Annotated in this window: 26 protein-coding genes and 4 tRNA genes; 11 read left to right on the forward strand and 19 right to left on the reverse strand. The window is 67.8% G+C overall.

Annotated elements, in window-relative coordinates:
* Nucleotides 1-524: 524 nt before the first annotated feature.
* The 8 genes from rplL to ACFYZE_RS15270 form a co-directional block, all read right to left on the reverse strand.
* Entirely contained in the window at nt 525-914 is a 390-nt protein-coding gene (gene rplL / locus ACFYZE_RS15235) for a 50S ribosomal protein L7/L12 (protein ID WP_103841195.1), read from the reverse strand.
* Between the two features lie 117 nt (nt 915-1,031).
* Nucleotides 1,032-1,562 carry a 50S ribosomal protein L10 gene (gene rplJ, locus ACFYZE_RS15240; RefSeq protein WP_030641169.1) on the reverse strand — a complete coding sequence of 177 codons (531 nt, stop codon included), beginning with the start codon at nt 1,560-1,562 and terminating at the stop codon, nt 1,032-1,034.
* Between the two features lie 308 nt (nt 1,563-1,870).
* Nucleotides 1,871-2,740 carry a hypothetical protein gene (locus ACFYZE_RS15245; RefSeq protein WP_388992939.1) on the reverse strand — a complete coding sequence of 290 codons (870 nt, stop codon included), beginning with the start codon at nt 2,738-2,740 and terminating at the stop codon, nt 1,871-1,873.
* A gap of 159 nt (nt 2,741-2,899) precedes the next feature.
* A complete protein-coding gene (gene rplA / locus ACFYZE_RS15250) occupies nt 2,900-3,625 on the reverse strand; it encodes a 50S ribosomal protein L1 (RefSeq protein ID WP_200418807.1) in 726 nt (241 codons plus the stop codon).
* A 93-nt stretch (nt 3,626-3,718) separates the two neighbouring features.
* Nucleotides 3,719-4,153: a 50S ribosomal protein L11 gene (gene rplK / locus ACFYZE_RS15255; protein WP_023547415.1), complete on the reverse strand. Its 435-nt coding sequence runs from the start codon at nt 4,151-4,153 to the stop codon at nt 3,719-3,721.
* 196 nt (nt 4,154-4,349) lie between these two features.
* Nucleotides 4,350-5,204: a transcription termination/antitermination protein NusG gene (gene nusG, locus ACFYZE_RS15260; RefSeq protein ID WP_388992944.1), complete on the reverse strand. Its 855-nt coding sequence runs from the start codon at nt 5,202-5,204 to the stop codon at nt 4,350-4,352.
* A gap of 80 nt (nt 5,205-5,284) precedes the next feature.
* The gene (gene secE, locus ACFYZE_RS15265; RefSeq protein ID WP_388992947.1) at nt 5,285-5,572 is read right to left on the reverse strand and encodes a preprotein translocase subunit SecE; all 288 of its coding nucleotides are present in this window, start codon (nt 5,570-5,572) and stop codon (nt 5,285-5,287) included.
* A gap of 109 nt (nt 5,573-5,681) precedes the next feature.
* Nucleotides 5,682-5,754, reverse strand: a tRNA-Trp gene (locus ACFYZE_RS15270).
* Nucleotides 5,755-6,014: 260 nt separating this feature from the next.
* Here ACFYZE_RS15270 and ACFYZE_RS15275 point away from each other — a divergent pair.
* The gene (locus tag ACFYZE_RS15275; protein ID WP_388992949.1) at nt 6,015-7,241 is read left to right on the forward strand and encodes a pyridoxal phosphate-dependent aminotransferase; all 1,227 of its coding nucleotides are present in this window, start codon (nt 6,015-6,017) and stop codon (nt 7,239-7,241) included.
* A 131-nt stretch (nt 7,242-7,372) separates the two neighbouring features.
* Nucleotides 7,373-8,437 (forward strand): adenosine deaminase, encoded by a 1,065-nt coding sequence (locus tag ACFYZE_RS15280; protein ID WP_388992952.1) that lies wholly within the window; start codon nt 7,373-7,375, stop codon nt 8,435-8,437.
* A 115-nt stretch (nt 8,438-8,552) separates the two neighbouring features.
* Here ACFYZE_RS15280 and ACFYZE_RS15285 read toward each other — a convergent pair whose 3' ends face one another.
* From ACFYZE_RS15285 to ACFYZE_RS15310, 6 genes are all read right to left on the reverse strand, one after another.
* Nucleotides 8,553-9,608, reverse strand: a complete 1,056-nt coding sequence (locus tag ACFYZE_RS15285) for a UDP-N-acetylmuramate dehydrogenase (RefSeq protein WP_388992955.1) — start codon at nt 9,606-9,608, stop codon at nt 8,553-8,555.
* A 94-nt stretch (nt 9,609-9,702) separates the two neighbouring features.
* Nucleotides 9,703-10,131 carry a MaoC family dehydratase gene (locus tag ACFYZE_RS15290; protein WP_388992958.1) on the reverse strand — a complete coding sequence of 143 codons (429 nt, stop codon included), beginning with the start codon at nt 10,129-10,131 and terminating at the stop codon, nt 9,703-9,705.
* 5 nt (nt 10,132-10,136) lie between these two features.
* Complete coding sequence (locus tag ACFYZE_RS15295; RefSeq protein ID WP_388992961.1) at nt 10,137-10,592, reverse strand: MaoC family dehydratase N-terminal domain-containing protein; 456 nt, start codon at nt 10,590-10,592, stop codon at nt 10,137-10,139.
* Between the two features lie 183 nt (nt 10,593-10,775).
* Entirely contained in the window at nt 10,776-10,940 is a 165-nt protein-coding gene (gene rpmG / locus ACFYZE_RS15300) for a 50S ribosomal protein L33 (protein WP_067397031.1), read from the reverse strand.
* Between the two features lie 89 nt (nt 10,941-11,029).
* Nucleotides 11,030-11,102: transfer RNA gene (locus ACFYZE_RS15305), tRNA-Met, on the reverse strand.
* Between the two features lie 46 nt (nt 11,103-11,148).
* A tRNA-Thr gene (locus ACFYZE_RS15310) sits at nt 11,149-11,221 on the reverse strand.
* A 201-nt stretch (nt 11,222-11,422) separates the two neighbouring features.
* Here ACFYZE_RS15310 and ACFYZE_RS15315 point away from each other — a divergent pair.
* From ACFYZE_RS15315 to ACFYZE_RS15325, 3 genes are all read left to right on the forward strand, one after another.
* Nucleotides 11,423-12,697, forward strand: a complete 1,275-nt coding sequence (locus ACFYZE_RS15315; protein WP_388992964.1) for an amidohydrolase family protein — start codon at nt 11,423-11,425, stop codon at nt 12,695-12,697.
* Nucleotides 12,698-12,821: 124 nt separating this feature from the next.
* Nucleotides 12,822-13,478, forward strand: coding sequence for an SDR family oxidoreductase (locus ACFYZE_RS15320; protein WP_388992967.1), 657 nt, complete (start codon nt 12,822-12,824; stop codon nt 13,476-13,478).
* A gap of 11 nt (nt 13,479-13,489) precedes the next feature.
* Nucleotides 13,490-13,864, forward strand: a complete 375-nt coding sequence (locus ACFYZE_RS15325; RefSeq protein ID WP_388992970.1) for a nuclear transport factor 2 family protein — start codon at nt 13,490-13,492, stop codon at nt 13,862-13,864.
* Between the two features lie 159 nt (nt 13,865-14,023).
* Here ACFYZE_RS15325 and ACFYZE_RS15330 read toward each other — a convergent pair.
* From ACFYZE_RS15330 to ACFYZE_RS15345, 4 genes are all read right to left on the reverse strand, one after another.
* A tRNA-Tyr gene (locus ACFYZE_RS15330) sits at nt 14,024-14,103 on the reverse strand.
* A 79-nt stretch (nt 14,104-14,182) separates the two neighbouring features.
* Entirely contained in the window at nt 14,183-14,380 is a 198-nt protein-coding gene (locus ACFYZE_RS15335; RefSeq protein ID WP_388992973.1) for a hypothetical protein, read from the reverse strand.
* A 1,969-nt stretch (nt 14,381-16,349) separates the two neighbouring features.
* Nucleotides 16,350-17,774 (reverse strand): hypothetical protein, encoded by a 1,425-nt coding sequence (locus tag ACFYZE_RS15340; protein WP_388992976.1) that lies wholly within the window; start codon nt 17,772-17,774, stop codon nt 16,350-16,352.
* An 8-nt stretch (nt 17,775-17,782) separates the two neighbouring features.
* Complete coding sequence (locus ACFYZE_RS15345; RefSeq protein ID WP_388992979.1) at nt 17,783-18,541, reverse strand: serine/threonine-protein kinase; 759 nt, start codon at nt 18,539-18,541, stop codon at nt 17,783-17,785.
* A 552-nt stretch (nt 18,542-19,093) separates the two neighbouring features.
* On the opposite strand from ACFYZE_RS15345, the gene ACFYZE_RS15350 reads away from it, so the two are divergent.
* Nucleotides 19,094-20,329, forward strand: coding sequence for a helix-turn-helix domain-containing protein (locus tag ACFYZE_RS15350; protein ID WP_388992982.1), 1,236 nt, complete (start codon nt 19,094-19,096; stop codon nt 20,327-20,329).
* Between the two features lie 50 nt (nt 20,330-20,379).
* A complete protein-coding gene (locus ACFYZE_RS15355; protein ID WP_388992985.1) occupies nt 20,380-20,904 on the forward strand; it encodes a flavoprotein in 525 nt (174 codons plus the stop codon).
* Between the two features lie 196 nt (nt 20,905-21,100).
* Here the strand turns inward: ACFYZE_RS15355 and ACFYZE_RS15360 are convergent, their stop codons facing one another.
* Complete coding sequence (locus ACFYZE_RS15360; protein ID WP_388992988.1) at nt 21,101-21,496, reverse strand: GntR family transcriptional regulator; 396 nt, start codon at nt 21,494-21,496, stop codon at nt 21,101-21,103.
* A gap of 342 nt (nt 21,497-21,838) precedes the next feature.
* Between ACFYZE_RS15360 and ACFYZE_RS15365 the strand changes: the two genes are divergently transcribed.
* From ACFYZE_RS15365 to ACFYZE_RS15380, 4 genes are read left to right on the forward strand one after another with little or no spacing between them, the layout of a single operon-like run.
* On the forward strand, nt 21,839-22,132 hold the full coding sequence (locus ACFYZE_RS15365) for a hypothetical protein (RefSeq protein ID WP_388992991.1): 294 nt from the start codon (nt 21,839-21,841) through the stop codon (nt 22,130-22,132).
* On the forward strand, nt 22,129-22,458 hold the full coding sequence (locus ACFYZE_RS15370) for a hypothetical protein (protein WP_388992994.1): 330 nt from the start codon (nt 22,129-22,131) through the stop codon (nt 22,456-22,458). The genes ACFYZE_RS15365 and ACFYZE_RS15370 overlap by 4 nt, the downstream gene beginning before the upstream one ends.
* Complete coding sequence (locus ACFYZE_RS15375) at nt 22,458-22,841, forward strand: RRQRL motif-containing zinc-binding protein (protein WP_388992997.1); 384 nt, start codon at nt 22,458-22,460, stop codon at nt 22,839-22,841. Before ACFYZE_RS15370 ends, ACFYZE_RS15375 begins: the two co-directional genes overlap by 1 nt.
* Nucleotides 22,842-22,871: 30 nt before the next feature.
* The gene (locus tag ACFYZE_RS15380; RefSeq protein WP_388993000.1) at nt 22,872-23,927 is read left to right on the forward strand and encodes a hypothetical protein; all 1,056 of its coding nucleotides are present in this window, start codon (nt 22,872-22,874) and stop codon (nt 23,925-23,927) included.
* The last annotated feature ends 191 nt before the right edge of the window (nt 23,928-24,118 follow it).

Below are 24,118 nucleotides of genomic sequence, written 5' to 3' on the forward strand. Positions count from 1 at the left end.
TTCGACCTGTCACCGGGGCCCTCGGGAGGCACGACCGAAGATCACCATACCCCCCACGGCGACGCACGCAAGGCAGCCGCCACCGGACCCCCCGGAACGCCGAAGAGCGACCACCCGGATGGATGATCGCACCTCGGCGCGTCCGCGTTACAGCCTTGAGGGTGAGGCGTGCGGGAGATCGGGGGTGGGGGGTTACGGCGTCCGGGTGACGGGTGTCCGCAGGGGCCGGGCGAAGGGTGTCCGCAGGGGCCGGGCGAGGGGCGCGCCGCATCCGGGCGGGCGTCCGGGCGACTCCGGCCCCGGGCCCCGGCGCCGCCTCGCAGAGGCCCCTGGCGCCCGGCTCCGGGGCCGGACCCCTCCCGGACCCCCGACCCGGCCGGGCAGCGGCAGCCGTCGCCGTCGGCGGGCTTCACCGGCAGCAACCGGTCCCGGCACATGCGAAAGGGGGCCGTACGGAGCGTCGCTCCGTACGGCCCCCTCGGGTCCTGTGCGGACCCGGAGCCCTGGTGGACCCGCGGGAGGTCTTACTTGACCTCGACCGAGGCGCCGGCGCCCTCGAGGGACTCCTTGGCCTTGTCCGCGGCCTCCTTGTTGACCTTCTCGAGAACCGGCTTCGGCGCACCGTCGACCAGGTCCTTGGCCTCCTTCAGGCCCAGGGAGGTCAGCTCGCGCACGACCTTGATGACCTGGATCTTCTTGTCGCCGGCACCGGTGAGGATGACGTCGAACTCGTCCTTCTCCTCCTCGGCCTCGGCGGCGGCGCCACCAGCGGCACCACCGGCGACGACGACCGGCGCGGCAGCGGCGGCGGTGACGTCGAACTTCTCCTCGAAGGCCTTCACGAACTCGGAGAGCTCGATGAGGGTCATCTCCTCGAACTGGGCAAGCAGCTCGTCCTGGGTGAGCTTCGCCATGATGGCGGTCCTTCCACTCAAATCGGCAGGTGCCGGATGTACTGGATAAGGCGGGCGTACGTCGGCCCGCTGCGACCCTCGCCGTGTCAGACGGCCAGGATCAGAAAGCGAGCCGAATTACTCGGCACCGCCCTGCTCGGCCTGCTTGGCGCGCAGCGCGTCCACGGTGCGGACGAGCTTCGACGGCAGCGCCTGGAAGACGGAGGCAGCCTGGGACTGCTTCGCCTTGAAGGCACCGGCCAGCTTGCTGAGCAGAACCTCGCGGGACTCGAGGTCCGCAAGCTTCTTGATCTCGTCGGCGGACAGCGCCTTGCCGTCAAGGACACCGCCCTTGATGACGAGATTCGGGTTGTCCTTGGCGAAGTCACGGAGACCCTTCGCCGACTCCACCGGGTCACCGGTGACGAAGGCGACGGCCGTCGGACCAGCGAAGAGCTGGTCGTCCAGCGTGATCCCGGCCTCGTTGGCCGCAATCTTGGTCAGCGTGTTCTTCACCACGGCGTACTGGGCGTTCTCACCGAGCGACCGGCGCAGCGTCTTGAGCTGCGCCACGGTGAGACCGCGGTACTCGGTCAGCACGGCGGCGTTGGAGCTGCGGAACTTGTCCGTCAGCTCCGCAACCGCGGCAGCCTTGTCGGGCCTCGCCATAGAGCCTCGGCCTCCTTCCGGGTGATTCGGACCGCGCGGACCCGAAGGAGGACTGGGGAAAACGAAACGCCCCGGCGCAGGCGCACGGGGCGGACTCGACCGGCCGCACGCACGTCACGACGCGCGTACTCCGGGAGCTCTTCCACTGTCACCTGCGCGGGTCGTCCGCAGTTCAGCGGATCCTTCGGCCACCGCGCCCTCGTTCGAGCGCACGGCAACGACCAGCGGTCTTTGGCTTCTGTAGGAGAGTACGGGAACGGATCGCCGTCGAGCAAATCGGCCCCCGCGGCTCGGCTCCCCGGCGCGCCTCATGAGCCCTGCGTCTTCATCAGGTCCTTGAAGTCGGCCGTGTCCGCCTCCGGCGGCTTCGTCGCGGAGATCTTGGTGCCGTAGTCCCGGTAGTACGCCGTCGAGGACATCCGGCCACTGGACAGCTCGCCCCGCTCGGTCTTCTTGACCAGCAGGTCGTGGTCGTCGACCCAGATGTCGACCGTCTCCTCGGTGACGCCGGCCTGCTCCAGTTGCTCCCTGAGGCCGCCCGTGAGGGACGCCGGGGTGACCGTGCCCGAGTAGTGCGTCGTGCGGCGGCCACGCACCGTCTCCTCGCCGACCCTGCGCACGTCCCCGGCGGCCAGCAGCAGCCTGACCGGCTGAAGCGGCGCGGTGTTGCGCAGCTGGCCCGTCAGTTGGGCCCCCGAGCCGCCCGGCAGGGACGCCAGGTCGTCGTAGGCGTACCTGATCCAGTGCCGCCCCTGCAGGCGCCGCGCGAACGCGTCGCCCACCTTCGCGTAGTAGGCGTCGGGCAGCAGCCGGGCCTCCATCGACGTACTGCCCAGCGCGCGCATCGTCTCGGCGAGCTGCCCGCCCGTGTAGGTGATCCGGAGCGTGCCCACCGACTCGCCGGCCCACCCGAGCAGGCCGCCCGTCTCCAGGTCGAGCATGCCGCCCATGGACGTGGTGGACTCGACCCGCGCGGAGCCGGCCTTCTCGGTGGCCTTCTCGACGGCTCGCAGGGCCGCCAGTGACCGCGGGTCGATGTGGGCGGCCCGGCCGCCGGACGGCTCCGCGGAGCGCCGGGAGGAGTCACCGTCACCGATGTGGCCGCACGCCGTCGGGGCGAACAGGGCGAGGGCCACCGCGACCGGGAGTATCCCGCGCCTGAAGATGCCGTCCTTCATACGTCCCCCCTGGTGCGCTCCGTGATCTTCACGCTAACTCCGGCCCAGGGGGTTCGGCACGCACCTCCGGCGAAACGGCATGTGCCCCATCTCTCAGACGCCGACGGGCCCCGCACCTCGAAGGTGCGGGGCCCGTGACCGACTGGGTGAGCCTGGGGCTCAGACCGCGGCCGGGTCCTCCTCGACGAGGAGGTTGCGGGTGCGGTTCGGGTCGACCGGGATGCCGGGGCCCATCGTGGTGCTGACCGCGGCCTTCTTGATGTAGCGACCCTTGGCGGCCGACGGCTTCAGACGGAGGATCTCGTCCAGCGCCGCGCCGTAGTTCTCCACCAGCTTGGTGTCGTCGAAGGACGTCTTGCCGATGATGAAGTGCAGGTTCGAGTGCTTGTCGACGCGGAACTCGATCTTGCCGCCCTTGATGTCGTTGACGGCCTTCACGACGTCCGGGGTCACGGTGCCGGTCTTGGGGTTCGGCATCAGACCACGGGGACCGAGCACGCGGCCGAGGCGGCCGACCTTGCCCATGAGGTCCGGGGTGGCGACGACGGCGTCGAAGTCCAGACGGCCCTTCGACACCTCGTCGATCAGCTCGTCGGCGCCGACGATGTCGGCGCCCGCGGCACGAGCGGCCTCGGCACGGTCACCGGTCGCGAAGACCAGGACCCGGGCGGTCTTACCGGTGCCGTGCGGGAGGTTCACGGTGCCACGGACCATCTGGTCGGCCTTGCGCGGGTCGACGCCCAGACGCAGGGCGACCTCGACGGTGCCGTCGAACTTGGTCGTGGAGGTCTCCTTGGCGAGACGGACGGCCTCGAGCGGGGCGTACAGCTTCTCCCGGTCGATCTTGGCGTCCGCAGCGCGGAGAGCCTTGCTGCGCTTGCTCACAACTGCTCCTGTGGGTTCTGAAGGAGTCGTGGTACGGGCCGAGCAGGCCCTGCCACGTGCGGCCGTGGCCGCATGGTTCTACGAAGGTGGGGTTCAGCCCTCGACCGTGACGCCCATGGAGCGCGCGGTGCCGGCGATGATCTTCGCGGCCGCGTCCAGGTCGTTCGCGTTGAGGTCGGGCATCTTGGTCTGGGCGATCTCGCGGACCTGCGCCTCGGTGATCTTGGCGACCTTGGTCTTGTGCGGCTCGCCGGAGCCCTTCTCGATGCCCGCGGCCTTGAGGATCATCTTGGCGGCCGGCGGAGTCTTGGTCACGAAGGTGAAGGAACGGTCCTCGTAGACCGTGATCTCCACCGGGATGACCCAGCCACGCTGCGACTCGGTCGCGGCGTTGTAGGCCTTGCAGAACTCCATGATGTTGACGCCGTGCTGACCCAGCGCCGGACCGACCGGCGGAGCCGGGTTGGCGGCACCGGCCTGGATCTGGAGCTTGATGAGCCCCGTGACCTTCTTCTTCTTGGGAGGCATAGCTCTCTCCGGGTCCTTAGTGAGAGTTTTTCGCCGCCATCCTTGTCCATGATCGCCCGGATCATCCGGATGGAGGCATACCGCACAACGATAACGGGTACCGGTGCGCGGCCAAAAACCGACAGGTCAGACGGCCCCACAGCGGGAGCCGGTCTGACCTGGCCGGTGGCTGGTGTGCCAGAGGAACCAGACGGAACTAGTTCTTCTGGATCTGGTCGAAGGAGAGCTCGACCGGCGTCTCGCGGCCGAAGATCTCCACCAGGCCCTTGACCTTCTTCGAGTCGGGGTTGATCTCGTTGATGGTCGCCTGGAGCGTGGCGAACGGGCCGTCGGTGACGGTGACCGAGTCGCCGACCTCGAAGTCCAGCACCTGGACCTCGACCTTGCGCTGCGGGGCCGGCTTGCCCTCGGCCTCGGCGGCCTCGCGGGCGGCCTTGGCCTCGGCCTCCGGGGCGAGCATCTTGACGACCTCGTCCAGGGACAGCGGGTAGGGGTCGTAGGCGTTGCCGACGAAGCCCGTGACACCGGGCGTGTTGCGGACGACGCCCCAGGACTCGTTCGTCAGATCCATGCGGACGAGCACATAACCGGGCAGCTTGTTCTGCTTGACGGTCTTCCGCTCGCCGTTCTTGATCTGGACGATCTCTTCCTCGGGGACCTCGGCCTGGTAGATGTACTCCTCGACGTTCAGCGTGACGGCACGCTGCTCCAGGTTCGCCTTCACCCGCTTCTCGTAGCCGGCGTAGGTGTGGATCACGTACCACTCGCCGGGCAGCGAGCGCAGCTCCTCGCGCAGCTTCTCGACCGGGTCGAGCTCGGGCTCCGGCTCGCCCTCGGCGTCCTCGGACGCGGCCTCGGCGTCCTCGGAGGCGGCCTCGTCCTCGCCCGCCACGTGCAGGGCGGTCTCCTCGGCCGGCTCGCCCGCGGCGGCTTCGGCAGCCTCGGCCTCGTCGACCTCGTCCGCGCCCTCGACGATGTCGAGCTCGTCATCCACGGACTCGACGGCCTCCCCGCGAGGCTCCATGGCGTCGTTCAGGTTCGGGTCAGACACGGTGGCTGCTTCTTCCTGGATACATAGGGGTGGAACATGCGAAAGGGACGCCGGGCACGACGGCGTCCTTCGCTCTCGGCTCAGCCGAAGACGTACTTGGCGGCGTGGTTGAGCCCATAGTCAATCAGGGTCACCAGGGCGATCATGATCGCGACGAAGAAGATCACCACGGTGGTGTACGACGTCAGCTGGTTACGGGTCGGCCAGACAACCTTGCGGAGTTCCGCGATGATCTGGCGGTAGAAGACGGCAAGGCGCTTCAGCGGGCCCTTCTTGGCTCGCTTGCCACCCTTACGGGCCTTCTTCTTCGACTCCTGCACCTCGTCCTGGGCGTCAGGCATGTCGATGGAGCCCACGGCGTCCGTCACTCGTCCTCACCTGATTCCCGGGTCGTGGCCGTGCCGCGCCCGGTGGAGCCGCACGGCGAGTGCAATACGTACGTACTGTCCGCACACTTCCTGGTGAAGGAGTGTGTAGCAGGGCCGGAGGGACTTGAACCCCCAACCGCCGGTTTTGGAGACCGGTGCTCTACCAATTGAGCTACGACCCTTCGTGTGTACCCCAACGTACCGCATCCAGCCGGGTGCTCGGTGTGCACCGCCCGGTCGCGACCGCTGAAGGCCAACGAGGTGAGAGTGTACGTGTTCCGCGGCCGGGCGTCGAACAGAAAGCGCCCGTAGGTGTCTTGCCCGTGAAAGATCGGCCGGTCCGGGGCACGGATCCGGACAGTTGTTCAGCCGTCGATCCGATCCTGTTCAGTCTGTGAAACCCGCGTGCCGGGCGCGTTTCCTGTCTGAAACCATGGGCCTCATGAGCGCTGCAACCCCTCCCACCGAGCGCCGGGTCTCCGCCCGCATCGGGGCGATCTCCGAGTCCGCCACCCTCGCCGTGGACGCCAAGGCGAAGGCCCTCAAGGCCGCCGGGCGCCCGGTGATCGGCTTCGGCGCCGGTGAGCCCGACTTCCCGACGCCGGACTACATCGTCGAAGCGGCCGTCGAGGCCTGCAAGAACCCGAAGTACCACCGCTACACGCCGGCCGGCGGCCTGCCCGAGCTGAAGGCCGCGATCGCCGCCAAGACGCTGCGCGACTCCGGCTACGAGGTGGACCCCTCGCAGATCCTCGTCACCAACGGCGGCAAGCAGGCCATCTACGAGGCGTTCGCCGCGATCCTCGACCCGGGGGACGAGGTGATCGTCCCGGCGCCGTACTGGACGACGTACCCGGAGTCGATCCGGCTGGCCGGCGGTGTCCCGGTGGAGGTCGTCGCGGACGAGACGACCGGCTACCGCGTCTCCGTCGAGCAGCTGGAGGCGGCCCGCACCGAGAAGACGAAGGTCGTCCTGTTCGTCTCCCCCTCCAACCCGACCGGCGCGGTCTACACCGAGGCCGAGACCGAGGCGATCGGCCGCTGGGCCGTCGAGCACGGCCTGTGGGTGCTGACGGACGAGATCTACGAGCACCTGGTCTACGGCGACGCGGCCCGCGTGTCGCTGCCCGCGCTCCTGCCGGAGCTGCGCGACAAGTGCATCGTGGTCAACGGCGTGGCGAAGACGTACGCCATGACCGGCTGGCGGGTCGGCTGGATCATCGGCCCGCAGGACGTCGTGAAGGCGGCGACGAACCTGCAGTCGCACGCCACGTCGAACGTGGCGAACGTCTCCCAGGTGGCCGCCCTGGCCGCCGTGTCGGGCGACCTGGACGCGGTCGCGAAGATGCGCGAGGCCTTCGACCGGCGCCGCAGGACCATCGTGCGGATGCTGAACGAGATCGACGGCGTGGTGTGCCCGGAGCCGGAGGGCGCGTTCTACGCGTACCCGTCGGTGAAGGCTCTGATCGGCAAGGAGATCCGCGGCAGGCGCCCGAAGGACACCGTGGAGCTGGCCGCGCTGATCCTCGAGGAGGTCGAGGTCGCGGTGGTCCCGGGCGAGGCGTTCGGCACGCCGGGCTATCTGCGGCTGTCGTACGCGCTCGGGGACGAGGACCTGGTCGAGGGCGTGAGCCGGATCCAGAAGCTGCTGGCGGAGGCGCGGGACTGACGTCCCCGCGTTCTTCACGCGCGTGTGCGGGCCGTTTCCCTTCAGGGAGGCGGCCCGTTCGCGTGTGCGAGCAAGACCACGTTCGGGGAAAGCGCTACCGGGGTGGCGGGGGCGTACGGCAGGATCCTGGAATGGAGCACGTACGTGATGCTGCTGAGCGTGATCTTTCTCGGCTGCCGAAGGCCCATCTGCACCTGCACTTCACCGGGTCGATGCGGCCCGCCACCCTGCTGGAACTGGCCGACAAGTACGGCGTGCGCCTGCCCGAGGCGCTCACCGAAGCGCTGACCAGCGGGGAACCGCCGAGACTGCGGGCGACGGACGAGCGGGGCTGGTTCCGCTTCCAGCGCCTGTACGACGCGGCGCGCTCGTGCCTGCGGGAGCCCGAGGACATCCGGCGACTGGTGCGCGAGGCCGCGGAGGAGGACATCAAGGACGGCTCCGGCTGGCTGGAGATCCAGGTCGATCCGACGTCGTACGCGCCGCGCCTCGGCGGTCTGATCCCGGCGCTGGAGATCATTCTGGACGCGGTGGAGACGGCCATGCGGGAGACGGGCCTCGGCATGCGGGTCCTGGTCGCCGCGAACCGTATGAAGCACCCTCTGGACGCGCGCACGCTGGCCCGTCTGGCGGTCCGCTACCGCGACCGGGGCGTGGTCGGCTTCGGCCTGTCGAACGACGAACGGCGGGGCATGGCGCGGGACTTCGACCGCGCCTTCGCCATCGCCCGCGACGGCGGCCTGCTGTCGGCCCCGCACGGGGGCGAGCTGACGGGCCCGGCCTCGGTCCGCGACTGCCTGGACGACCTGCACGCGAACCGTGTGGGTCACGGCGTACGGGCCGCGGAGGACCCGCGCCTGCTCCGGCGCCTCGCCGACAGGGGCGTGACCTGCGAGGTGTGCCCGGCGTCGAACGTGGCTCTCGGGGTGTACGAGAAGCCGGAGGACGTCCCGCTGCGGAGGCTCTACGAGGCGGGCGTCCCGTTGGCCCTGGGCGCCGACGACCCCCTGCTCTTCGGCTCCCGTCTGGCGGCCCAGTACGAACTGGCCCGCCGCCACCACGCCTTCACGGACGAGGAACTGGCGGAACTGGCCCGCCAGTCGGTACGGGGCTCGGCGGCCCCGGAGGACGTGAAGGCGAAACTGCTGGCCGGCGTCGACGACTGGCTGAGCACACCCGGCTCGTCCGGGGCCTGAGAGGGCGAGCGGGAGCGGCGGCCCGGGACGGGGAGGGTAGGGGCGGCGGGGCGAGCACCGTCATCGGGCCGCCACCCCGTCGTCCCACCGCGGCCCATCGGGCCGACCGGTCGGCTCAGAGGCGCACGCCGACCGTCACCGGCTCGTTCACCAGGGTGATCCCGAAGGCCTCACGCACCCCCGCAACGACCTCGCGAGCCAGCGCGAGCAGGTCCTCGGTGGTGGCGCCGCCCCGGTTGGTGAGGGCCAGGGTGTGCTTGGTGGAGATCCGGGCGGGCCCGGTGCCGTACCCCTTGGTGAAGCCCGCCTTGTCGATCAGCCAGGCCGCCGACGTCTTGGTGTGCCCCTCCCCCGCCGGGTACGCGGGCGGCTCCGCCTCCTCGCCCAGCCGCTCCTTCACGCGGGTGCGGAACGCGGCGAAGTCCTCGTCCGTGAGGATGGGGTTGGTGAAGAACGAGCCCGCCGACCAGGTGTCGTGGTCCTCCGGGTCCAGGACCATGCCCTTCCCCGAACGCAGCTTCAGCACGGTCTCGCGGGCGTCGGCCAGCGGCACGCGGTCCCCGGGCTCGACGCCGAGGGCACGGGCGGTCTCGGCGTACAGGATGGGCGCGGACAGTCCGTCCGCGTCCTGGAGCTCGAAACGGACCCGCAGAACGACATGCCGGTCGAGGTCGGCCTTGAAGCGGCTGTGGCGGTACGAGAACGCGCACTCGGCGTTCGAGATCGTGACCGTCTCGCGGGTCCTGCGGTCGTAGGCGATCACCTCGGTGATCGTGGAGGAGACCTCCTGGCCGTACGCCCCGACGTTCTGGATCGGGGTCGCACCCGCGGAGCCCGGGATTCCGGCCAGGCACTCGATACCGGCGAGCCCGGCCTCGACCGTGCGGGCGACGGCGTCGCTCCACACCTCGCCCGCGGCCAGCTCCAGTCTCGTGCCGTCGAGGGAGAAACCCTTCGTCGCGATGCGCAGGGCGGTGCCGTCGAAGCCCTTGTCGCCGATGACCAGGTTGGATCCGCCGCCGATCAGCAGCAGCGGCGTACCGGAGTCGTCGGCCTCGCGGACGGCTTCGATCACCTCGGCGTCGGTGGTGGCGGTGATCAGGCGGTGCGCGGGGCCGCCCAGTCGGAAGGTGGTCAGCGGGGCGAGCGGGGCGTCGTGGAGTTCCTGCACGCGCCCAAGACTACGAGACGGCACCGGCAGCCCCGGACAACGTAAGGGGCGCCCGCAATGGCGAACGCCCCTCACCAAGTTCTTCGGCCTCGGGTCAGGCCAGCCGTACGACCGCTCGCGACATGCCCAGCACCTTCTGGCCGCCGCTGGTCGCCGTGAGGTCGACGCGGACCGTGTTGTCGTCGAGCTTGGCCGCGACCTTGCCGCTGACCTCGACGAGGGCGCCCTGGTCGTCGTTGGGGACGACGACGGGCCTGGTGAAGCGGACGCCGTACTCCACGACCGCGCCCGGGTCGCCCATCCAGTCGGTCACCACACGGATCGCCTCGGCCATGGTGAACATGCCGTGCGCGATGACGTCCGGCAGGCCGACCTGCTTGGCGAACTTCTCGTTCCAGTGGATCGGGTTGAAGTCCCCGGAGGCGCCCGCGTACCGCACGAGCGTGGCGCGGGTCACGGGGAAGGTCTGGGCCGGCAGTTCGGTGCCGACCTCGACGGTGTCGTACGCGATCTTCGCGGTCATCCGGGTCACTCCCCCTCTTCCGGCGCCCTGGCGACGAGCTTGGTCCAGGCGGTCACCACGTGCTCACCGACCTCGTCGTGGACCTCGCCGCGGATGTCCAGGACGTCGTTGCCGGCCAGGCTCTTGATCGACTCGATGGTCGAGGTGACGGTCAGCAGGTCGCCCGCGCGCACCGGGCGGGTGTAGACGAACCTCTGGTCGCCGTGCACCACCCGGCTGTAGTCCAGGCCGAGCTGCGGGTCCTCGACGACCTGGCCCGCGGCCTTGTACGTGATCGCGAACACGAACGTCGGCGGGGCGATCACATCGGGGTGACCGAGCGCTTTGGCGGCCTCCGGGTCCGTGTAGGCCGGGTTGGCGTCCCCGATCGCCTCCGCGAACTCACGGATCTTCTCCCGGCCGACCTCATAGGGGTCGGTGGGCGGGTAGGACCGCCCCACGAAGGACTGGTCGAGCGCCATGGGCTCGGCACCTCCTGGTGTGTGCTGTGGTTGACCGCGCTGGACGAGCCGCCCGGTCCGGAGACGGTCCGGGCCTGCGGACCGCCCACATCGTCGCATCTGACAACGACCGTGCGCCGCGCGGGCCGAAACGACACGAGGCCGCCCCCTGCTGTAGGGGGCGGCCTCGCTGATGAGTCTTGATCAGCGCGTCTCGCGGTGCGCGGTGTGCGCGTTGCAACGCGGGCAGTGCTTCTTCAGTTCAAGACGATCCGGGTTGTTGCGCCGGTTCTTCTTGGTGATGTAGTTCCGCTCCTTGCACTCCACGCAGGCCAGCGTGATCTTCGGGCGGACGTCGGTGGCAGCCACGTGAGTGCTCCTTGACGAACGGGTAGACGAAATTAACGCAAGAAAGAGTAGCCGATCGAAGGACCGACCCCGCAATCGGCTACTGTGAGTAGCGGTGACCGGACTTGAACCGGTGACACAGCGATTATGAGCCGCTTGCTCTACCGACTGAGCTACACCGCTGCGATGCGATCGGACCCCGCCTCGCGGCGGGAACCTCTCCCATCAGAGCCCCAATACGGAATCGAACCGTAGACCTTCTCCTTACCATGGAGACGCTCTGCCGACTGAGCTATTGGGGCGAGCGATGAAGACATTACACGGTCGCCTGCCGTTCGCCCAAATCCGTTTCGCGCCACCCCATCCGTACTGTTCCCGGTGCCCCCACGCACCACACCCCCGGTATGACTATTGCGCTCCTCCCCGCCCCGGCCGGGTCGCAACCCTAGGCTCGACCCACCCTGCGTGATCTTGCCTTTGGTGCCGTGAACCACAGGAGCGCGATGCCCGACAGCCGGCCGCAGCAGCCCCGCTTCCCGCCCTCACCGTCGGTACCCGCCGACTCGGCCGCCCTGCTGCTGTGCGGGGCCCTGCTCACCGACGGCCGGACGGTGGACGTGCGGCTCGGGGGCGGTCGTATCGAGGCCGTCGGCACGCCCGGCAGCCTGGCAACGGGTGCCGTCGGCGCCCGCGTCGACCTGCGCGGCTATCTGCTCCTGCCGGCCCCCGCCGAGCCGCACGCCCACTGCGACACGGCCCTGTCCGCCGACGGCACCGGCGCCTCGCGGGGTCCGGGCGGCGCCGGCCCGCAGTCGCCTCCTCCGGAGGAGGTCCAGCGTCGCGCCACCGAGGCCGCGCTGCTGCAACTCGGGCACGGGGCGACGGCCCTGCGCTCGCACGTGCGCATCGGTGACGTACCGGGGCTGGACGCGCTGGCCGCCGTTCTGCGGGCGCGGCGCTCGCTGTGCGGGCTCGCCGAGCTGACGGTGGTGGCGATGCCGGGGGCGCTGACCGGGGTCGCCGGCGCGGACGGGCTCGCGATGCTGCGGGACGCGGTGAAGATGGGCGCGACGGCGGTGGGCGGCTGCCCGGACGCGGACCCCGATCCCACCGGGTACGCGGAGACGGTCCTGCAGATCGCCTCGGAGTTCGGCTGCCCGGTCGATCTGCACACGGACGCCCGCGATCCGGTGCGATTGTCCCGGCTCGCGGCGATGGCGGGCGGTCTTGGGCCCGCGGTGACGCTCGGTCCGTGCGGCGGCCTCGGGCGCCTCCCGGCGGGGACGGCCGCCCGCGTCGCAGACCGGCTCGCCGCCGCCCGGGTCACCGTGGTGTGCCTGCCGCAGGGCGGCTGCGGCGGGGTCGGCCGGCGCGGCACGGCTCCGGTGCGCCTGCTGCGGTCGGCCGGGGTGCGGGTCGCGGCGGGCAGCGGGGCGCTGAGGGACCCGGCGAACCCGGTCGGGCGCGGCGACCCGCTGGAGGCGGCCTACCTGCTGGCTTCGCGGTACGGGGTGCCCGCCGAGGACGCGTACGACATGGTGAGCGCGTCGGCGCGGACGGCGATGGGGCTGCCGGAGGTGCGTGTGGAGGCGGGTTTCCCGGCGGAACTGCTCGCGGTGCGCGCCGACGGGCTGGCCGGCGCGCTGTCACTGGCCTACAGCCGGGTGGTGATCCACCGGGGGCGCCTGGTGGCTCGTACGAGCGCGGTGCGGGAGTACTGCGACTCGGCCGCGGTGGCGCTGGAGCTGCCACGGCAGGGCCGCGCGGAGCCGTCGTGACGGCGTTGGGGCAACTCGGCCCTGACGTGCGGTCGTTGCGCGCGGGTGGAAGGTGCGTTCCGGTGTGCGTGAAGTCGTGGGAGTCGCGGGGCAAAAGCCCCCGTCGGGGCGTACGGTCGGAAACATGCGCATTGTCATCGCTGGAGGTCATGGTCAGATCGCGCTGCGGCTGGAGCGGCTGCTCGCCGCGCGTGGTGACGAGGTCGCGGGGGTCATCCGCCGGGCGGAACAGGCCGACGATCTGCGGGAGGCTGGCGCCGAGCCGATCCTGTGCGACCTGGAGTCGGCGTCGGCGGAGGAGGTCGCCGCACACCTGCGGGGAGCCGACGCGGCCGTCTTCGCGGCGGGCGCGGGCCCGGGCAGCGGCGCGGACCGCAAGCACACGGTGGACCGGGACGCGGCGATCCTGTTCGCGGACGCGGCGGAACGGGCGGGCGTGCGCCGGTTCGTGGTCGTGTCGTCGATGGGCGCCGACCCCGAACACCCGGGCGACGAGGTCTTCGACGTGTACCTGCGCGCCAAGGGCGAGGCCGACGCCTACGTACGCGCCCACAAGTCCCTGGACTGGACGATCCTGCGCCCCGGGTCCCTGACGAACGACGCCGGCAAGGGCCTGGTCCGCCTGGAGGCTCACACGGGACGCGGCGCGATCCCGCGCGACGACGTGGCGGCGGTCCTTGCCGAACTCGTCGACACACCAGCGACCACCGGTCTCACGCTCGAGCTGATCAGCGGTTCGACCCCGGTGTCCGTGGCGGTGAAGTCGGTGGCCGGAAACTGAGCGGGGCGGAGATGCCGAAGGGGGTTCCGCCGTCGCGGGCGGCGTTGCTGAGGCGGATGTACGAGGTGTTCGCCACGGACGAACGGGACGCGTTCGTCCCGTACTGCCTGTCCCCGGACGTCGACTGGCCGAACGTCCTGGACGGCGTACGACTCCACGGCCACGAGGAGGTACGCGCCTACTGGGCACGCCAGTTCGCCTCCGGCCACCCGCTGGTACGCCTGGAGGGCCTGCGCCCGGACGACGACGGCGAGGCGGTCGTCGCCACCGTGCGGCCCGGTGGACGCACGGAGACGGGCGACGAATGGGCGTCGGACACCGTCGAGCATGTGTACCGCTTCGACGCGGAGGGCCTGGTGAGCCGGATGGACGTCCGGCAGCCCTGACGGGTCGTCGGTCGGCGGCGGGTTCGGCGGGTTCGGCATACGAGAACCGGCTCGGCCGGGGCACGAGGCGACCGGTGTGAGCAAGGAGCGGGACCGAGGTGCATGGCAAAGGGCCCGTGACCTGCTTTCTTCGCAGGTCACGGGCCTTTTGCTTCCGTGTGGCGGCGCCAGGATTCGAACCTGGGTAGGCATAGCCGACAGATTTACAGTCTGATCATGTTCGGTAGGCCGTGCAGGCCCCGACCTGCGGTAATGGCCCTTACCTGATGCCAGTACGGCCTTACCGTCCATGCGTCGTCCACAGCCGAAGTCCGCGGTTCACTCCGTCATGAAGCGATGCGCCGCCAGACCGAGACTCGCCACACCCATGAACGCAGCGCCACCGGCTCCCATCACCGCCGGCAGCGCGGCACCCGCCATGTGGAAGAGGGCGCCAGCCACAGCGGCTACCCCGAGGCTGGCCAGAAGGATGATCGCCAGCCAGATACCCCTTTGGGATGGGTTGTTCCCGTTCACCTGATCTCCTCCTCTCAGCGCTCTCGCGCTGAGCGACCTCGTCCGCCTGCGCCCCCCTGGCGAGGCAGAACCAAGGTGACAGACCAAAAACTGCAGGTCAAAGGCCTTACAAGGCCTTACCAGAGGAGACCTAATGCGTTTTTGATGACGTAATTGCACCTTCTCGATGACGTGAGCAGGCTCTTGTGAAGGACAGCTTGCGCGCTCCCGGTGGAAGGTATAAGGAAGAACCCCTTGTACCCCTGGGACCCCTGTACCCCCGGTTTCTCCTCCAGGAAGGTCGACGACTTGCCCAACCCCCTCTATCCGGACGCAGTCAGACAGCTGGAGAAAGCAGTTGACCGGGCTGCGCGGCACGGGAAGGTGCCGTTTCCGCCCACCTTCGTCAGGTCCCAGGTCGACGGGGTGGAACCACCTCTTGCCCGACTCATCCAGGGCGGCCGCGGCGGTGAGGTCCGTCTCAAGCTGTACCTGTGCATCACGATGATGGCCACGGCGAAGCCCTACGACATCCGACAGCCGCCGGTGCCGTATGCCTGGGCGCGCATGCTCGCCCTGCCTCCCGATACAGGGCCACGACGGGTAAGCAGCAACCTCAAGTGGCTGAGTCGCAACGGCTTCATCGAACTGGAGCCGAGGCGTGGCAATACCCCCGCCATCAAGCTGGTATCCACCGAATCACCCGACCGCCCATATGTCCGCGCCAGCACTCAGGGACGTTATGTGGGTATCCCCATGGAGTTCTGGCGGAATGGCTGGATTCTCCATCTAAGCGCAACGGGAATAGCCTTGTTATTTGCGTTGCTGGAAGCCCAGGGCGGCTACAAAGAGCCTCGCTACCTTACTAGAGAGCGACGTGATTCCTACGGACTATCCCACAACACATGGACCAGAGGCAGAAAGGAGTTGGAGCATCACGGCTTCCTTATGGTGCAGCGCACTCCCCAAGGTAGTGACTTCGATTATCGTCGGCTGAGAAATTCCTACTGGGTAGACGAGGGCCGATTCCGAGACCACCCGAGTTGGCCAGTGCCACCCGGCTCCCCCCTGTCTAAGAAGTCCAGTTGACCCCTAGCGTGACGCCTTGAAAATCCCTGACAAGCCTCAAAAACGAGGGGATAGGACGCAGCAGATTCGAGCACGATCAAAAATCACCCTTCCCGTCTATAGCAAAAATCGACGGACAACCGTATACTGATACGCGATGACCTGATCCAGAGGAGCGGCATGCGGAAAAAACAGTACGAACGAGAAGCCGACATGCTCGCACCTATCGCAGAACAGGCATCCTGCTTACTGCCAGGGCGAGAAATCGAAACGCTTTTCGAGGTGCAAACTACAGCCGGCATCCCTGACATTGTCTGTATTGATTTCAATAAGACCGCCCTGACTCGAAGGGTGGCCAACTCTCAATCTTTCATCGTAGACTTTGCCGATATGTGTGTACTTCGCGCTCTTAATTCCGCCAAAACCGAAACGGTAAGCGCGGCTACACTCGCCAATCAAGTACAACTGAGTGCCAAATACGTTTCATCGATCGTTTTGCCAAGGCTCTTGGCATACGGGCACGTCCATAAGGAGTCACGCGGCCGTTGGCGTTCCGTGGCGCGGTACGAGAGTCTGGCCAAACATGTCAGCACGATGGAAGCCAAAATCTATGACTGGCGTAGCGGATATAGCCAAACTTTGCGGCATCGGGCATCGGCGGATGAGTCGTGGCTAGTAATGGATTCCGCCCATTCGGCACCAGCTACAGCGCACCATGAATGGTTCACACGGGCAGGCATTGGCTTGGCAACCTTGCATCCTCGTGATGGCATTCAGCGTGCCGTTTCACCTCGCCCGCCAAAGCGCAGTACCACAATCAATGTGTATCGCGAGTTGCTCGCCGAAAGAGCCGCTCACCTCTATTCTAATGGTGAAGTGAGCGGCACGATTGGGCTTGTATTTGGTGTGGATTTGACTACGACTACAGGGCCTGATCCCAGACGGCCAGATGCCGCGGGACGTCGCCGGAGCCGAGAGGTGGCAGTCCACTCGACCACCGCTTAGCAGCAGCCACGATCCGCCGAACTGCCGCATGGCGTCCGCCCCGAGCTGAATCTTCCTGCACACGGGCTGTCAGGGCGCCCATCGAAAAGATGTGGTGCAGCGCAGCAAGGGGATGAGACCACGGTTGGGCGTCGAATAGGCTGGGACAGTACAAACAGTCGCAGCCAAGGTAGCCTGGTACCAGTTGCACCACGTCATGAGAACTGCTGTCGATCGTGTGCAACATCTGCTTCTCAAAATACCTTTGAGCTTGCTGCTGTCCTGGACGTCCTCGCCTAAAGGCGTACTCGGCGAAGCACTGCTCGGAGCCGCTAACACCCAGCCCGTATCCGGTAGCGCCGTGCGCGAGGGCAAACCAGCCAGTTATGCCGGTCTGAGGAAGCAACAATGACCGCCCCTCGTCTTGGCAAAGATTGGCGAGTCGCCTAATGCCCATGAGCAGGTCGGCGTCTTCGGTTGGAGCGAATGCCTTCGTCTGTGCCCACTGGATTCGCACATACAGCACGTCGAACTGATCTTGATCGAGGATCTCATCGAGGAGCCGATTGCGAAGGGCTCCAACGGCAAGCCACCGGGATGGAATTGTCAGGTTGAGGGCTACGCGCTCGCCTCGCTCCGTCAAGGCCAGGAATTGGTCAGCCTCCTGGAAAGCTGTATCTAGAGAATTCTGCGGATCGTCCGGATTGAGTGCCCGCCCCGGAGTTAGTAGAAGATTGGCACCAACCGCCCGTTGTGCATCCATCACTTGGCGCAACCAGTCGGACTCTTCGGCGCAGGAGAGATAAGGGGCGTACTCCAGAGCTCGCTTTCCGATTGGATTCCGCGGCAAACGAAGTATCTTGTCGTCGAGGCGGTAGCACTGAGGGTCAGCGATACGCATAGCTGCCACGGATGCCTGATCGAAGAAGGAGGCATTCTTACTCGCCTTAGCGGAAGGCAAGCTGACTACGGCTCCGACTGTCAGGGATCTTCCTTTCTTATGATGCAGGTCGCCCATCACTATCGGCAGAAGATTCGCGTGCCGGGCGCCACGGTGTACGAGGTAGACCGGGCGGTCACCTCTCAAAGCGTCGTCTCGGCTGATGACTACAGGCGCCGTGGTTTTGCCGACCGGTGACGATCCCGCCGGCAGCGCGGACACAATGCTGCCTGCGTCCGTCCCACCCACGGCCAAATAACCGTTTCCGTCGTCAAGCGGAACATATGCCTCTTCGGCGGCTAACCATGCATTGGCCGCCTCGTCTTGCAATTGCTCTTCGTCGACTGCCTGAGTGAGGCTGTCTTCGTCGCCCAGCCAATCCAAGTCATCCTCAGGCATCGGTTCTGGCTCTTCGTGGGCCATTTCCCCCCCTACTGCGCAATGAGCCGCGCTAGATTACTGGCGCTGCTTCCGCGTTCATGTTCAACGACAGCCGTTAGCCTGTCCAACACTTGTCTAACCAAGCCGGGACAATCCTGTGGCAGGTCCTCGGGCCCAGCCGCAAGCCTTGCGAACGCTTCACTGAGAGTATATTTCTCGTGGGGCAAGTAAAATGGATGGCGACCAGAAATCATCTGACGCACCGAGACGCCCACCGCCCACAAATCAGCGGCTTTACGCGCGCGTCGTCCCTCGAGCTGTTCCGGAGCCATGTAAGGCATTGTGCCGATGTGTCCGGGATACACCGTGATCGTGCTCGCATCCATCTGCTTCGCAAGCCCAAGGTCCAGCAGCACCGGGCGGTCCCACCGTCCATCGCGCAAAGCGATGTTGGCGGGCTTAATGTCCCGATGTATTGTCGCTGCTTTATGAAGAGCCTGAACACCGAGCAGAAGACCTCGGAGGAAACCGACCACGGAATCCATCGGGACGAGTTCTCCATCGTTGAGGCGCCGCTCGGCGTCACCGCCCGCAATGTATTCGAAGCGCAGTGCTGGCCGCCGCCGACCGCCAAGTTCCAGTTCTCCCAGCCCATGGAAAGCAACCACGTAAGGAGAGCTGACACGCGAGAGCCCTTCGACCTCCCGTTCTAACCGTGCCCTAGGGTAGTCGTCGGTACAGATGATTTTTACGGCCTCACTGCCCGCCTTCCATGTATCACCAAATGCTCCGGATCCGAGGAAAGTCACGGGCGCGCCTAGACGGTCAGCGACCTCGTCGGCACTGAAACGCGGAGCGGCAACGGGCTGACTCAATGGCGTCTCGCTTCACGACTTGTCTGCTGGAGTGTTTTCCTATGCGGGGCATGACACAGTGGTGCCCTACAATCATCCAGCTTCGACAGGGCGCCGCAAGAGGGATGCAAAAGAATCGCCGACTCTCACGCCAAATCCGATGACGCAGAGCCATGCATAGGCATTCGAAAGTGGCATATTGCATCAAGTCGGACTACGGTGTCCCAACGGCTCCGATCCACCACATGTCCCACCACATGTCATATGGCGCATGTGTTCGAATGTGGCAGCCCCTCTAGTCGTCCTTGCCATGACCTGAGTGGTCCCTTACGCGCTGCGACTGGACACGCCCACACGGGATCACAAACCCGGACACTTCGTCTGGGTCTATTTGCTGTGGGCGCCGCACGCTCGTAGAGACGCTGATGCCGTGCAAGGCCAGCTACCCGCGGCATCACCGGCTCTGTACCGTGAAACCGGCCCCCAACTAGCAGGAGGCAGCCCGCAATGCGTGGTCTCGGAGATCAACTCAGCATCGGCGAGCGGATCGCGTTCTACCGCAAGCGTCGCGGCTACACCCAAGAGGTCCTCGCCGGCCTGGTCGGCCGTAGCACAGATTGGCTGGCGAAGATCGAGACTGGCCGTAGGAAGCCGCCCCGAATCGACATGCTGGCGGAACTATCGCGCATCCTGCGCGTCCCTCTCGGAGACCTGTTTGGTCAGACCGTGCTTATGGAGGACGAGAGGCAGCAGGACGACGTGCCTGCAGTGCGGGACGCCCTCATGAGCCCGCGGCGGCTCTCACGCCTGCTCTTCGGTCCGGACGCTGAGGCGCAGCTCCCTACCCCCGCGCCTGTGGCCGTACGCGTCGAGCATGCGTGGAACGACTACCAGGGAGGGCGGCTCGGCAGCGTTATCGCTGCTCTGCCTGCCCCGCTTCAGAGCGCACAGGAGTTGGAGGAGCGAGCGGCCCGCCGCGGCGAGGATCGTGGCGACTGCTGGGCTGTGTCGGCTAGAACCCACCACCTTGCGGCCACCACCTTGGCAAAGATCGGAGAGTCGGACATCTCGTGGCTCGCTGCCGAACGTGCGATGCGGGCCGCGGACGAGTCAGACGACCCGCTCGTCCTGGCATCGGCGGCGCGCTCAGGTACACACGCTCTGCTGGCCAACGGTCGGTATGACGACGCGCTGGAACTCGGCAACACGGCGGCTGCCTGGCTGTCGTCCCAGGTGACGGATCACGATCCCGCCGCGATCAGTCTGCTCGGGATGATCCACCTGCGGGCCGCCGTCGCGGCAGCGCGGCACCAGGACCGCCCCACCGCCACGACTCTGCTGAACCGAGCCGAAGAACTCGCGGATGATCTCGGGTCGGATGAGAACTACTGGCAGACAGGGTTCGGACCCACGAACGTCCTGCTGCACCGCCTGTCCATTGAGCTGGACCTCGACAACGTGTCCTACGTGGTGGAACACGGTCGGATCAACGTGGACCACATGCCGCAGGAGCGAAGCGTGTCCCACCGGATCGACTTCGCGCGTGCCCTCTCGCTCGCCGGGCGCGGTGACGAGGCATTCGAGGAGCTGCGAACCGCTGAGCGCACGTCGCCCCAGCTGGTACGCAACAATCCCAGGGTGCGCGAGACGCTGCGGGACTTGATCAAACAGTCACCGGTCACGGGCGGCTCACGTTCGTCGGAGGTGTTCGTGATGGCTCAACGGTGCAGGGCGGTGCAGTGACTTCAGGCAAGCGTGGGGTGCTGGGAGTCGTCGGATCAGCGGCCGGGGGCGTGGAAGCGCTGCGCACTGGCCTTGTCGAGCCCGCGATGGACCGCGGATGGCAGGTGGCTGTCACCCTGACTCCGACCGCTGGTAGGTGGCTACGGATGAGTGGGGAAGTCGAGCGGCTGGAGAAGCTGACTGGGCTTCCCGTGCGGGACGAACCGCGGCTTCCCGGCGAGGCTAGGCCGCATCCGCCGGTTGACTGCTACGTGGTCGCTCCCGCATCGGCGAACATGGTGGCGAAGCTTGCAAGCGGCGTGATGGACAACCAGGCCCTGACCCAGGTCGGCGAGGCTATCGGCACGCTCGGTTTGCCCGTCGTCGTGTTCCCGCGGGTGAATGCGGCGCACGCTCGGCACCCGGCTTGGCAGCACCACATCGACACCCTTCGGGCGGGAGGCGTACACGTCGTCTACGGACCGGACGTGTGGCCGTTGTACGAACCTCGGGAGGCGCCGGCGGGGCGCGAACTCCCCTGGGCCGCGATGCTCGATGCTGTGGAAGAGGCAATGACGAACCGTCAACCCTCCTGAGCTGCGACGAAGGGGGACCCGGACAGTCTGTCCGGGTCCCCCTTCGTTTCTGGCTACATGCTGATTGCCATGCCAGGGATCAATGAGCGAGGCAGCGAACTGCAGGGTCTGACGTCTGGGGAACTTGCCTTGTTACAAGCGAGTTTGAGCGACGCGCGCGCCAGGATGGAGCACCTGCTGAGGCGCGCGAACGAACTCACGGCGAAGGTGGAGTACCGCCACCTACAAGCCTCTCAAGGCGGTCGAGTCGCTCTCCGAGCACACGGAGAGCGTCATGGATCGTGCTCAGTTCGGTCGCCAATGCGGTGAACGTCGGGCTGCTGCCCGGCTCGCTGCCAAGGGGTGCTGAGGGATCTCGGACGAACGTCCCACGGCCCTGCTGGGTGAGAACCAACCCCTCGTCGCGGAGCTGACCGTACGCGCTCTGAACGGTCATGAGCTGCACGCCAAGCTTCTTGGCGAGAGTGCGAGCGGCCGGCAGACGGTCCCCCGGCCCGTACTCACGGTCGGGGCCCGTGATCTTCTCGCGAAACTCCGCCGCGATCTGCCTGGCCGTGGGCGATGCCTTGGGCGCTTCGGCACTCTGGTCCATGACTTCGAGCGTACCGGGACCTAGGTCAATCTCTGATCCTTCGGCAGACCCGCTTGACACCCAGATTGACCTAGGTCAATCTGAAGAACACAGACGGGACAGCTCGCCAGGAAGGCGGCCCGCGCGGAGCAAGACCCGCGCACTCTTCAGCCTCTCCGCAGCGCGCTACCTGCGCTGCGGCCGGTTGCCTCCCTCGCCCGTCCGGTCCCGCACTCGGTGCGGCGGTCGTACGGGCGGGGCGTGGGGAGCTGGATCTACCTGCTTCGACGGCTCGCGGCTCCGGTGCTGGATCACCGGAGCCGCTGTTGTGTGGGCCGTTCCCGTCTCACTGGAGTCCGTCCCATGAAGAACATCGTTGCCGGTCATGAGGCCGCTTCCCCCGCGGAGTTCGCGGAACTGGCGCTCGGAACCCCGGTTGAGCTGTGGCTGGGAGCCGAGGGCGAGAGCGACGAGGAGCGCGCGGCCCGCCTGGATGCGGCCCGTGACATCCTCGCCGACCCCGAGTTCGCCGACCTGCCCGACGGCCTGATCCGTCTGGCCGCTCGGGTCGTCGAGGACCACCCGGACCTGTTCAACGTGGTCCCGCTGACCCGCCCCGCCCGCCGGCGTCCGGCGCGTGAGGGGGTCGCGGCATGAACGCGGGTCTGACGCTGGACGGCCTGGCCGTGGCGCTGCGGGCGCTGCGCCTGCTGGCCACGGACTTCGGGCACCTGCCGGCACCGGCCGTGCACCTGTCCAACATCTTCCCCAACCGGCTGGAGCTCTCGGTCTACGACGACCTTTCCCAGTTCGAGGCGTGGCGGGATGCGCTGGGCATCGCCCCGGACGCCGTGAAGCACAGCACGCAGAGCGACGGCCGCACGCGCGTCCTGCGCGCCTGCGTCGAGTACGCGGGTGCCGAGCTGGCGTTGGTGGGCTTCTCGCCCGTCCCCGACCCGGAGCTGATCGGAGCGGCGGCCTGATGTCGGGGGCGTTGGGCAAGTGCTTGGACCCGACCGGCGCCCGCTACGGCATTCCCACCTATCCCTGGCGCCTGGCCCCGGACGGCCTGGCCACCCGCCGCCAGCTCCGCGAGCGCGGCTTACGCCCCGGCGGGCAGCCGATAGCGGCCCAGGTGATGCGGGCCAACCGGCGAGCCGGAGGCGTACGGGTCGGCTACCTCTACCGGATCGACCGCGCGGTGCCGGTGCGGCCGATGACCTCCCGCAAGTGGGGCGCTCTCGCGCTGGCGATGCTCGCCCGCCGCACCTGCCCCCGCTGCCGGCTCGATGTCGGCTACTGCATCCCGCGCCGCTTCGGCATCTGCGGCATGTGCCTGACCGCCGAGGAACAGCGCGCCACCTGAAAACCCCTCCTTCGATGACTGGAAGGTCTGATGAACAGCATCCCGGAAAGGTCCCTGAGCAGGGGCCAAGCATGCGTGCTGGGCGCCGCCGCGCTGCCCATGGTCGCCTTCGGCGGCCTGGGCGCGGTCGGCACCTACAGCAACATCACCTCCGTGTTCCACCGCTCGGCGACCGCGCTGGGTGTGGTCGCGGCCGGTGAAGGCGCCACGCTGGTCCTCGCCCTGGTCCTGGTGGGCTTGACCATGCTGGGGCAGTCCTCCCCGGCCACCGTGCGGATTGGGCTGTGGACGCTGCCCGCGGTGGCTTCCCTGACCGGCGCCGCCGTCGCCAAGACGACCACCGAAGCGGTCGTGTTCGCCGTCACCCCCATGGCCATGTGCGTGTCCGCGGAAGGCATGGGCCTGCTGGCCCGCCGGATCGTGGTCTACCGCACCGGCGTGGACGCCGAGGCGCAGCGCCGCAACGCCGCCGTCATGCAGCGGCTCGCCTACCACCGGGCCCGCGCCGCGAACCACCCCGAGGAAAAAGCCCGTAACAAGTCGGAACTGGCGTCGTGGAAGCTCGCTGAGAAGGTCGGCGCGGGTGACGCCCTGCTCGGGGCGCACCTGGTCGATGTCCAGCGCGAGCGGATGACGGCCGGCGCCGACGCGGCCCTTGCGGGCATGTTCGCCCTGCCCGTCACGGCCCCCACCCCGGATGTGACGCCCTCGCCGGAAACGCCCGCCGTCGAGCCCAGGGCCGAGGAGGGCGTCACACCCCCCGTGACGCAGGAAGACACGCAGGCCACGGCCGAATTCGAGACCGTACCCGCAGGGCCCGTCACGCCCGTGACGACCCCCGTCACACCCCCCGTGACGCTGGACGAAATCGCGGCCGTGGCCGGCGTCCCGACCCCGGTGACAGGGGAGCCGCTGACGGATGACCAACTGGTCGTCGTCCTGCGCCACCTGCGCTACAGCGACGACCCGCCGCTGTCCTACCGCCAGGCCGTGGCCGCCTTCCGCGAGGGCGGCTTCGTCGGCGGGGAACAGCGCGTACGGCGCGCGTGGGGCTCACTGATGTCCCATGAGGAATCCGACGCCTGACCGACGTCCGGCACCACCAACGACGGCCAGCCCAGGGCAATTGGGCTGGCCGTCGTTGCGACTGCCGGAAGCAGTCGAGCACCAGTGAAGCAGAGCCGGTGAGCCCCGGCGAGCGGCACCTTCGCAGACCCGGCGCGCAGACCCGGCGAGCTTGTCTCGACATCCCGCCAGCCGCGCACAGCGCGGTCCGA

This window comes from Streptomyces sp. NPDC001796, assembly GCF_042892355.1.
Taxonomy (GTDB): Bacteria; Actinomycetota; Actinomycetes; order Streptomycetales; family Streptomycetaceae; genus Streptomyces.

Bases quoted from the DNA above. Each gene is read 5' to 3' on its own strand.
- rplL (WP_103841195.1), bottom strand. From the start codon at position 914: ATGGCGAAGCTCACCCAGGACGAGCTGCTTGCCCAGTTCGAGGAGATG.
- rplJ (WP_030641169.1), bottom strand. From the start codon at position 1,562: ATGGCGAGGCCCGACAAGGCTGCCGCGGTTGCGGAGCTGACGGACAAG.
- ACFYZE_RS15245 (WP_388992939.1), bottom strand. From the start codon at position 2,740: ATGAAGGACGGCATCTTCAGGCGCGGGATACTCCCGGTCGCGGTGGCC.
- rplK (WP_023547415.1), bottom strand. From the start codon at position 4,153: ATGCCTCCCAAGAAGAAGAAGGTCACGGGGCTCATCAAGCTCCAGATC.
- ACFYZE_RS15275 (WP_388992949.1), top strand. From the start codon at position 6,015: ATGAGCGCTGCAACCCCTCCCACCGAGCGCCGGGTCTCCGCCCGCATC.
- ACFYZE_RS15280 (WP_388992952.1), top strand. From the start codon at position 7,373: ATGGAGCACGTACGTGATGCTGCTGAGCGTGATCTTTCTCGGCTGCCG.
- ACFYZE_RS15290 (WP_388992958.1), bottom strand. From the start codon at position 10,131: ATGACCGCGAAGATCGCGTACGACACCGTCGAGGTCGGCACCGAACTG.
- ACFYZE_RS15295 (WP_388992961.1), bottom strand. From the start codon at position 10,592: ATGGCGCTCGACCAGTCCTTCGTGGGGCGGTCCTACCCGCCCACCGAC.
- ACFYZE_RS15315 (WP_388992964.1), top strand. From the start codon at position 11,423: ATGCCCGACAGCCGGCCGCAGCAGCCCCGCTTCCCGCCCTCACCGTCG.
- ACFYZE_RS15320 (WP_388992967.1), top strand. From the start codon at position 12,822: ATGCGCATTGTCATCGCTGGAGGTCATGGTCAGATCGCGCTGCGGCTG.
- ACFYZE_RS15325 (WP_388992970.1), top strand. From the start codon at position 13,490: ATGCCGAAGGGGGTTCCGCCGTCGCGGGCGGCGTTGCTGAGGCGGATG.
- ACFYZE_RS15340 (WP_388992976.1), bottom strand. From the start codon at position 17,774: ATGGCCCACGAAGAGCCAGAACCGATGCCTGAGGATGACTTGGATTGG.
- ACFYZE_RS15350 (WP_388992982.1), top strand. From the start codon at position 19,094: ATGCGTGGTCTCGGAGATCAACTCAGCATCGGCGAGCGGATCGCGTTC.
- ACFYZE_RS15360 (WP_388992988.1), bottom strand. From the start codon at position 21,496: ATGGACCAGAGTGCCGAAGCGCCCAAGGCATCGCCCACGGCCAGGCAG.
- ACFYZE_RS15365 (WP_388992991.1), top strand. From the start codon at position 21,839: ATGAAGAACATCGTTGCCGGTCATGAGGCCGCTTCCCCCGCGGAGTTC.
- ACFYZE_RS15370 (WP_388992994.1), top strand. From the start codon at position 22,129: ATGAACGCGGGTCTGACGCTGGACGGCCTGGCCGTGGCGCTGCGGGCG.
- ACFYZE_RS15375 (WP_388992997.1), top strand. From the start codon at position 22,458: ATGTCGGGGGCGTTGGGCAAGTGCTTGGACCCGACCGGCGCCCGCTAC.
- ACFYZE_RS15380 (WP_388993000.1), top strand. From the start codon at position 22,872: ATGAACAGCATCCCGGAAAGGTCCCTGAGCAGGGGCCAAGCATGCGTG.